Source organism: Mesorhizobium sp. M7A.F.Ca.CA.002.09.1.1, from assembly GCF_003998555.1.
GTDB lineage: Bacteria > Pseudomonadota > Alphaproteobacteria > Rhizobiales > Rhizobiaceae > Mesorhizobium > Mesorhizobium ciceri.
On sequence record NZ_RZRR01000173.1, the window covers coordinates 1 to 7,860 of the forward strand.

The following is a 7,860-nucleotide window of genomic DNA, read 5'->3' on the forward strand; positions in this document are numbered from 1 at the left end:
TTTCGGCTCCTTGCCGAAATAGGCCAGCGAGGCGGCGCGCACGCCTTCCAGATTGCCGCCATAAGGCGCCAGCGTGAGGTAGCGTTCGAGGATTTCGCGTTTCGACAGCCGCCGTTCGATCTGGATGGCGCGCAGCATCTGCTTGATCTTGGAGCCGAGGCTGCGGCTTTCGCGCGGCTCGATCAGCCGGGCAAGCTGCATCGAAAGCGTCGAGCCGCCGGAAACGATGTGGCCGCTGGTGGCGAACTGGCCGGCGGCGCGCGCCAGCGCCAGCACGTCGACGCCCTCATGATCCCAGAAACGTTTGTCTTCATAGGTGACCAGCATGTCGACGAATTGCTTGTCGACCTGGTCGAGCCGGGTTTCGAGCCGCCAGTAGCCGTCCGGCGTGGCGAAGGCGCGCAACAACTGGCCATCGCGGTCCTGGACTTCGGTGGAGACCGTGAGTTCGGCTGGAAGCGGGGGCGGGAAGGCGCGGTCGAGTTCCCAGAGGGACGCGGCGGAAAGGGCGAGGATGCCGGCGCACCCTGCCGCTCCAACAGCGAATTTGCGAAGCATCTTCATGGCAGTAAAGATGCCCCCTCATCCGGCCGCTTCGCGGCCGCCTTCCCTCCGGTGGGGAGAAGAGACTGGCGCCAGCGCTGGCCGTCTCCTCTCCCCTCGGGGAGAGGTCGACCGAGCGAAGCGGAGGGCGGGTGAGGGGGCACTTTGCTCATCGCGTCCATCACCATCAGCGCCTTACGGCGCCTTGATCTCCATCATGCCGGTGGCGGTGCGGGCCGAGTATTGCGGCCGATACATGTCTTCCACCGTTGCCGCGGGGTGCGCATAGGTACCCGGCGTCACGGCGCGCACGACATAGGCGAGGGTCAGATTGTGGTCGTGGTCGCCGTCGGCCGGGTTGAATGCCGCGACGAAACGGTCGTCGCGGAATTCGAGATGGGCCGCATCGGTCTGCGCCAGCCACGAGAAGTTCGTCAACTGGGCGCTGGAGACCAGGCCGGGATTGTCGATCTCGAAGCCGGCCGGCAACAGGTCGGTGACCAGCAGGCGCGATGGCCATGTGTTCTGCTCGTTGACTTTGAGCACGACGACATAGCGTTCGTTCTGCGTCGCTTCGGTGACATTGGCCTCGGTGCCGTCGAGCTTGTAGTAGGTGCGGCTGATGGTGAAGCCATCGCCGCCGGCCGGCAGGGGCTGGACCGGCGACGCCACCGTGGTGACGACGGCCTGCAGCGGGGTCTTGCCGGTGTTGGCGATGGTCAGCGGGCTTTCGACAAGGTCAGAGCCTTCGACCTGGTCGGAGTAGCCGCCGGAATGTGCCGCGCCATTGACGGTCAGCGTGATCGTATCATTGCCTTCTTTCAGCGCGCGGGCCGCCAGCAGCATCCAGGATTCGTCCTGGGTGCTGGTCCAGCGGGCTTCGGCGCGTTCCCTGGTCACCAGCCTGATCAGCTCCGGCACGATTGTCGGTACCGGCTTGGATTCCGCCGCCAACGCCAGCATCGCCGCGCCATCACGCAGCCGCGAACCGTAGTCGGAGCGGTAGTAGTCGTAGTCGGTGGTCGACTTGGCCAACTGCAGGGCAGTCTTGAACGTCGATTCCGCACGCGGTGTATCGCCGTAGAGCGCCAGGCTTGCCGCCAGCTGGGCAACGGCCATCGGGCTGGAAAAAGCTTCGAGTTGCGTGTCCGCATAGTAGCGCAGGTCGCCGATCGAGGCCTTCTTGTTGCGGGCCAGAACGTAGAGGGCGTAGGCGATCTCGCTGCCCCGGTCCTGGACGCTCTGGTCGTAGCCGAGTGAGTTCTGCAGGTTGCTGAGCGCCTGGTTCATGGCCAGGCTCGGCACGTCGTATTTCTGCTCGCGCGCCCTGGTCAGGAAGTCGGTGACATAGGCATCGAGCCACAGATCGCCGGAGCCCGGCCCCCACAGGCCGAAGCTGCCGCCCGAGGCCTGATAGCTCAGAACCTTGTAGATGGCGTCCTGAATGCGGCCATGGATATCTGGATCGCTGGCCATGCCGATGCCTGACGCCAATTCATTGACGTAGAGAAGCGGCATGGCGCGGCTGGTGGTCTGCTCGGCGCACCCATAGGGGTAGCGGTCGAGCGTCATCAGCAGCGAAGGCACGTCGAAGGCGGCAGCCTGCGAAACGCCGACGCTGACAGAGGCGCCGTCGAGCAGGCTTGCCGCGAGCAGCTCCTTGTCGACGCGAAGCGCGCCGCCATCGCCCTTGAGGTCGACCACCAGGCGGGTGGTGACCGGTAATTGCGCCGGGCGCACCGGCACATAGAGCGTCTGCTCGACCTTGGTGCCGTCGGCATGGGCAAGCTTGATGGTGAGCGAGGCATTGCCGGCCGTCTGAGCGATCAGCGGCACGGTTAGCGTCTGGCGCTTGCCCTGGGCGAGCGTCAGCTTCTGGGGCAGGGGCTTGTCGCCCGTCGACAGGTCGCCCGTCGTTTCGATCGAGAACGCATAGTCGCCGGCCGGACCATCGGTGTCGGCGACGTCGAGGCGCATAACGGCGGCGTCACCAGGCGCCAGGAAGCGCGGCAGGCCGGCGGTGATGACCACGGGATCGCGCACGATCACGTCGGACTGGGCGTGGCCGACCGCGTCCTTGGTCCAGGCGACGGCCATGACGCGCACGGTGCCGTTGAACTGCGGGATGTCGAAGTCGACCCGCGCCTTGCCGTCGGCGTCAAGCTCGACGACGCCGGAAAAGAAGGCGACAAGCTTTTCGGTCGGCGGGCTGCCTTGCGCCTGCATGTTGGCGCCGTCGCCGCCGGTCCTGAGCTTGCCGGCGTTGCCCAGAGAACCGTCGATCAGGCGACCGTAGATGTCGCGGATTTCCATGCCCAGCATGCGCTGGCCGAAGAACCAGTTCTCCGGATCCGGCGCCTTGTAGCTGGTCAGATTGAGGATGCCGACATCGACGGCGGCAACCATGACATAGGCATTGCTGCCCGGCTGCACGCCGGCGACCGAAACCGGGATCGACAGCTGCTGGCGCGGCATGGTCTTGTCCGGTGGCGTCAAGGTGATGGCGAGCTTCTTCGAACCCGGATCGACCTTCAGCCATTTCACGCCGATGGCGCGGGCCGGCATGCGCGTCTCCTGCGCATCGCCCGGCCGGAACAGGGTTGCGGTGACATAGGCGCCGGCGCCCCAGTCGTCGCCGACCGGAATGTCGACGGTGCTGCCGCCGGCCGGCACTGACGCCGTGATGGTCTTCAACAGCTTGTCGGAGCCGATGTTGATCAAGAGTTCGCCGGCAAAATGCGGCGAGATTTTCAGCTTGGCCACTTCGCCGGCGGCATAATTGTCCTTGTCGAGGGCGATTTCGAGGCCGTCAGGCGTTTCGGTGGTGGTCGAGGAGACATACCAGCCGGCGTCGAACTCGTAGCTGGTCGCCGGTCCTTCCGGATCGGCGGTTTCAACCTCGAGCCTGTACTGACCCCAATCGACCGGCACGGAGACCGTTGCGTCGCCGTCGGCGTTGAGGTCGACCTGGCCGTTGGCGATCGACTTGGTGAAGGTCACCGGCTCGTAATTCCACGAATTGTTGGAGCGGTACCACTGGTAATTGCGTTCGACCTTGACCAGCGTCCATTGCGCGCCTTTCAGCGCCTCACGCTTGCCGTCGGGATCGACGGCGATCAGGCTGAACTTGGCCGTGCCGCCCTGCGGCACTTCATTGTCGGCGAAATCCGGACGAATGCCGATCATATGGCCCTGCGGGCGGATGCCGATGTTGAGCGAGCGCTCGATGGCGCGGCCGCCGGTTTCACGCATCCTGACCGTCACCTTGGCGTCGACCAGCTTGGTGGTCGAGGGCAGTTGGTCGACGGAGACCGGGAAGGTCGCCTTGCCGTCATCGCCAACCACCGGCAGATCGGCGAGGGGGGTGACCGTGGGTTCGGCCGACTGCTCGTCGGCGAGACCGAAGGAAAAGCCCTGGAAACGGTCCCAGTCGCGCGAAGTCGACAGCGTCAGCTCGCCTTCCAGCGCCAAGCCTGCTGCCGGCGCGCCATAGAGGAAGCGGCCGTCAATGTCGATGTTGGCGGTTTCGCCCTGGGCGATTTCCTGCTTGTCGGCCTTCATGTCGAATTCGATGCGATCCGGCACGAAATCCTCGACCAGGAACATCTGGCTGGCCACCGCGGGCTGCTTGGGATCGGTGTAGATCGACACCGACCAGGTGCCTCGCATGGCGTTGGGGGCGAGCGGCAGGTCGACGGCATGGCCGCCGGCCGATGCGCCGTCGCTGACGATACGGCGGTCCTCGACGCCGTCGGGGCGCGAGAAGATGAAGGTCAACGGCAGGTTTTCGACCGCCTTGGCGGCACCGTCGCGAGCAAGTGCGGCGACATGAACATCCTCGCCGGCGCGGTAGATACCGCGTTCGGTCCAGGCATAGACGTCGAGCGCACCTGGCGCCGCGCGCCCGGTGACGCCGCGGTCGGACAGGTCGAAGCCGGCCCGGCCCATGTCGAGGAAGACGAAGTCATTGTCGCCCTGCTTGGCCATCAGCACGGCCGGCACCATGCCGCCGTCGCCGCGCGTCAGGCCGGGGTTGAAGACGGCATGGCCGTCGGCATCCGACGTCGCCGTGCCCAGAACCTCATTGTTCCTGGCGACCAGCGTCAGTTCGGCGCCGGCGATCGGCTTGGCGCTGCCCAGCGAACGGGCAAAGACATTGAGCCCGTCCTGACCGGTATAGGTCGACAGGCCGATGTCGGAGACGACGAACCATTGCGTGGCCATCGAGTTGTAGTCGTCGCTCTTGTTGTTGACGGCCTGGGCGGTCAGCACGTAGACGCCGGGCTTGCGCTGCGGCACCGCCTCGTCGACCGGGAAGGAGGTGGTGACCTCCTTGTTGAGGTCATTGGCGATGTCGAGCTGGCCTTGCCAGACCGGCGCGCCCATCTGCTCGGAAATGTTGGAGATGTCATAGCCGTCCAGCTGGTGCAGGAACTGGTAGCCCGACAGAAGCTGTGCCAGCGAACGATCGCCGATGCGATAGAGCTTCATCTCGGCGGCGTTCATGTTGACGGTAACGATCGGAATACCGCGGCGCGCGCCGGCCGGCAGCACGAAGCTATCACCGGTGAAGCGGGCGGACGGTGCGCGGTCCTGGACATAGATCGACAGCACCACGGGTGCCGCGGTCACTTCGCCGATTGCCGCCGGCAGGCCGGCGCGGAAGGTGACGTCGTAGTGCTGGCCATGCTCCAGCCCTTCGACGCAGATCTGCTTGTCCTTGGCCTCGACGCCCTTGGGCGGTGCATTGTCGACGGTGACGAATTGCGCGTAATCGACGCCGGTCTTGACCAGATCTTCGGAGAATTGCGCGCAGATGCGCGGCGCGCTGGTGTCGGCGTCGATGGTGTGGTCGATAACGCGGAAACCCTTGCGCGCCTTCAGATCGGCATAGTCGGCCTGGACCGCCGGCGACGGGTTCAGGGCAAGGCTCGCCTCATAGGCCTGTAGCGCCGGCCGGTAGAGATCGCGCTTGTCGAGGCCGTTGCCGAGCAGCGCCAGCACTTCGGCGCGCGTCTTGGTGGTGCGCAGTAGTTTATAGGCATTGAATGCGGCCGAAGTGCCGTTCGTCGGCAAAGTGGAAGCTTCGGATGTGCTGGCGGCGGGCTGCACGGCCAGCGTTTCACGCGCCAGGTTGAGCCAGAGCTGGCCATCATCGGGCAGTACCGAGACAGCGGCCTCGTATTTCAGCATGGCGGAGCGGTGGTCGCCGGTCAGCACGGCCTGTTCGGCGGCACTCAGCAAGGCAGCCATGCCTTCTGTCGGCTTGTCATAGGCCGGGCCGAGCAGCTTGTTGCGGTATTGCTGGGCCTGGTCGGCCATCCAGTTGGGGAAAAAGGCGAGTTCCGGCGGCGCGCCGATATCAGGATCGCCATCGATGTTGACGACCTTGCCGGCGACCGCGCCGTTGAAGGTTTTCAACTGGTTGTAGTCGGATTTGAGGAAGCACCATTTGGCTTTTTTATTGTAGGTGAAGGCGCGGCAGGCCGGGTCTCCCAGGCATGTCGTCTTGCACTGGTCGATTGTCACATTCTGGTCGGACCTGAGATCAAAACCGAAATAATCGGAATTGTCCGTTGTCGCGATACGCCGGGCCTCGGCCGCCTGCGAGACGCTGCTCCAGGCCAGGACATTGGCCCAGGCAAAAAACAGGAGAATCAGAATCGAAAGACCACGAGCCGCGCGCATTGCCATAACACCCCTCCAGACACAGCTGACGTCCGGGCATGATCAAGCTTCAGTCAGGCTTGTCAACACAAGGACGCGGCAGGGTTCCGCCTGCCAACGGTTTCCTTTCCGGTCGATGACCGGTAGTACCTCCATAGGACAGGGGATCACGCTTTCTTGCGGCGACGCAAAAGGTGTGAATTCCAAGCCCGTCCTATTTCAGACAATTGGATTGTGGCCCCTTTACGAGCGCTTCAGAACTTCATTCCAATTTTAGTTTTGTAACCTAGGTTGTCTTAATGCCGGCGCATGAAGAGCAGATGTCAGGAGGTCGCGCGCCAGGGCGTGCGCTTCCGCGCGCCCTGCTGCTGGCCATGATGTGCTCGACCGTGCTCGTCGCCGAATCGTCCCCGGCGGCCGCTTTCGAGCTTTTCGGCATCAAGCTGTGGGGATCGTCCAGCGACGAGGATGCCGACATCGTCGATCCGCTGCGCTACGCCGTGACCATCAATGCCCCCGATGCCGACAAGAACCTGGTCAAGAAGCTCGAAAATGCCTCGGCGCTGAAGAGCGACGAGGAGCGTCCGGTTTCAGGCTCGCTCGGGCTGATGGCCAAGGCGCGCAGCGACCGCGAACAGCTTGTCGCCGCGCTCTATGCCGATGCCCGCTACGAAGGCGTCGTCACCGTCACCATCGACGGCAAGCCGCTCGACGATTTGCCGCCGGATGCCGAATTCAAGGGTCCGCAGCCGGTTCCCGTGGCGATCGACATTGCTACCGGGCCGAAATTCACCTTGGGCAATATCAGGCTGCAAGGCGACGCGGCAGGACTGATGAGCGCCGATTATGGCCTGATATCAGGCGGCGACGCCGGATCCGGCGCAGTGCTCAAGGCCGAGGCGCTGATCGTGCGGACGCTGAAGGAGCAAGGCAGGCCGCTGGCAGAGGTGACGGACCGCCAGATCGTCGCCGACCATGCCACCTCGACGCTCGACGTGACGCTGACGGTCGCCGCCGGACCGGTCGCCGGCTATGGCCCGACCACCGTGGAAGGCACCGAGAAGGTCGACCGCGACTTCACCGAATACATGACCGGCCTCAAGCGCGGCCGGCAATACTCGCCGCAAGAGATCGACGATGCGCGCGACCGGTTGCTGGCGCTCGAGGTCTTCAACAGCGTGACGTTCAAGGAAGCCGACACGCTCGATGCCGACGGCAACATTCCGATCGGCGTCCAGGTCAGCGAGCGCAAGCCACGCTATTTCGGCGTCGGCGGCACTTTTTCCAACACCGAGGGGCTGGGCCTTGAGGGCTATTGGGGCCACCGCAATTTGTTCGGCCGGGCCGAGAAGCTGCGCATCGATGGCAAGATCAGCGGCATCGGCAGCAACGATCTCGGCGAACTCAACTACAATGCCGGCATCATGTTCGAGAAACCCGGTGTGATCGGACCGGCATCGAAGTTCTTCGCCAGCGTCAAGACGGTGCTCGAACATCCTGATGCCTATGACCATTTCTCGATCAAGGGCAGCACCGGACTGTCCTACGAACTGACCAAGAAGCAGACGGTTTCCGCCGAGGTGGCGCTCGACTATTCCCGCATCCACGACGCTTTCGGCAAGCACAAATACCTGATCGCCAGCATTCCGC

The 7,860-nt window shown here is 64.2% G+C and carries 3 protein-coding genes; 1 reads left to right on the plus strand and 2 read right to left on the minus strand.

Annotated elements, in window-relative coordinates; genetic code table 11:
- A partial coding sequence (locus EN994_RS10385; RefSeq protein ID WP_206530393.1) for a transglycosylase domain-containing protein occupies window positions 1-564 on the minus strand: 564 nt, incomplete at its 3' end.
- Window positions 565-738: 174 nt separating this feature from the next.
- Window positions 739-6,237: an alpha-2-macroglobulin family protein gene (locus EN994_RS10390; RefSeq protein ID WP_063168513.1), complete on the minus strand. Its 5,499-nt coding sequence runs from the start codon at window positions 6,235-6,237 to the stop codon at window positions 739-741.
- 272 nt (window positions 6,238-6,509) lie between these two features.
- Between EN994_RS10390 and EN994_RS10395 the strand changes: the two genes are divergently transcribed.
- Window positions 6,510-7,860, plus strand: a 1,351-nt coding sequence (locus EN994_RS10395; protein ID WP_164745862.1) for an autotransporter assembly complex family protein, incomplete at its 3' end; no start/stop codon positions are given.

Bases quoted from the DNA above. Each gene is read 5' to 3' on its own strand.
- EN994_RS10390 (WP_063168513.1), bottom strand. From the start codon at position 6,237: ATGGCAATGCGCGCGGCTCGTGGTCTTTCGATTCTGATTCTCCTGTTT.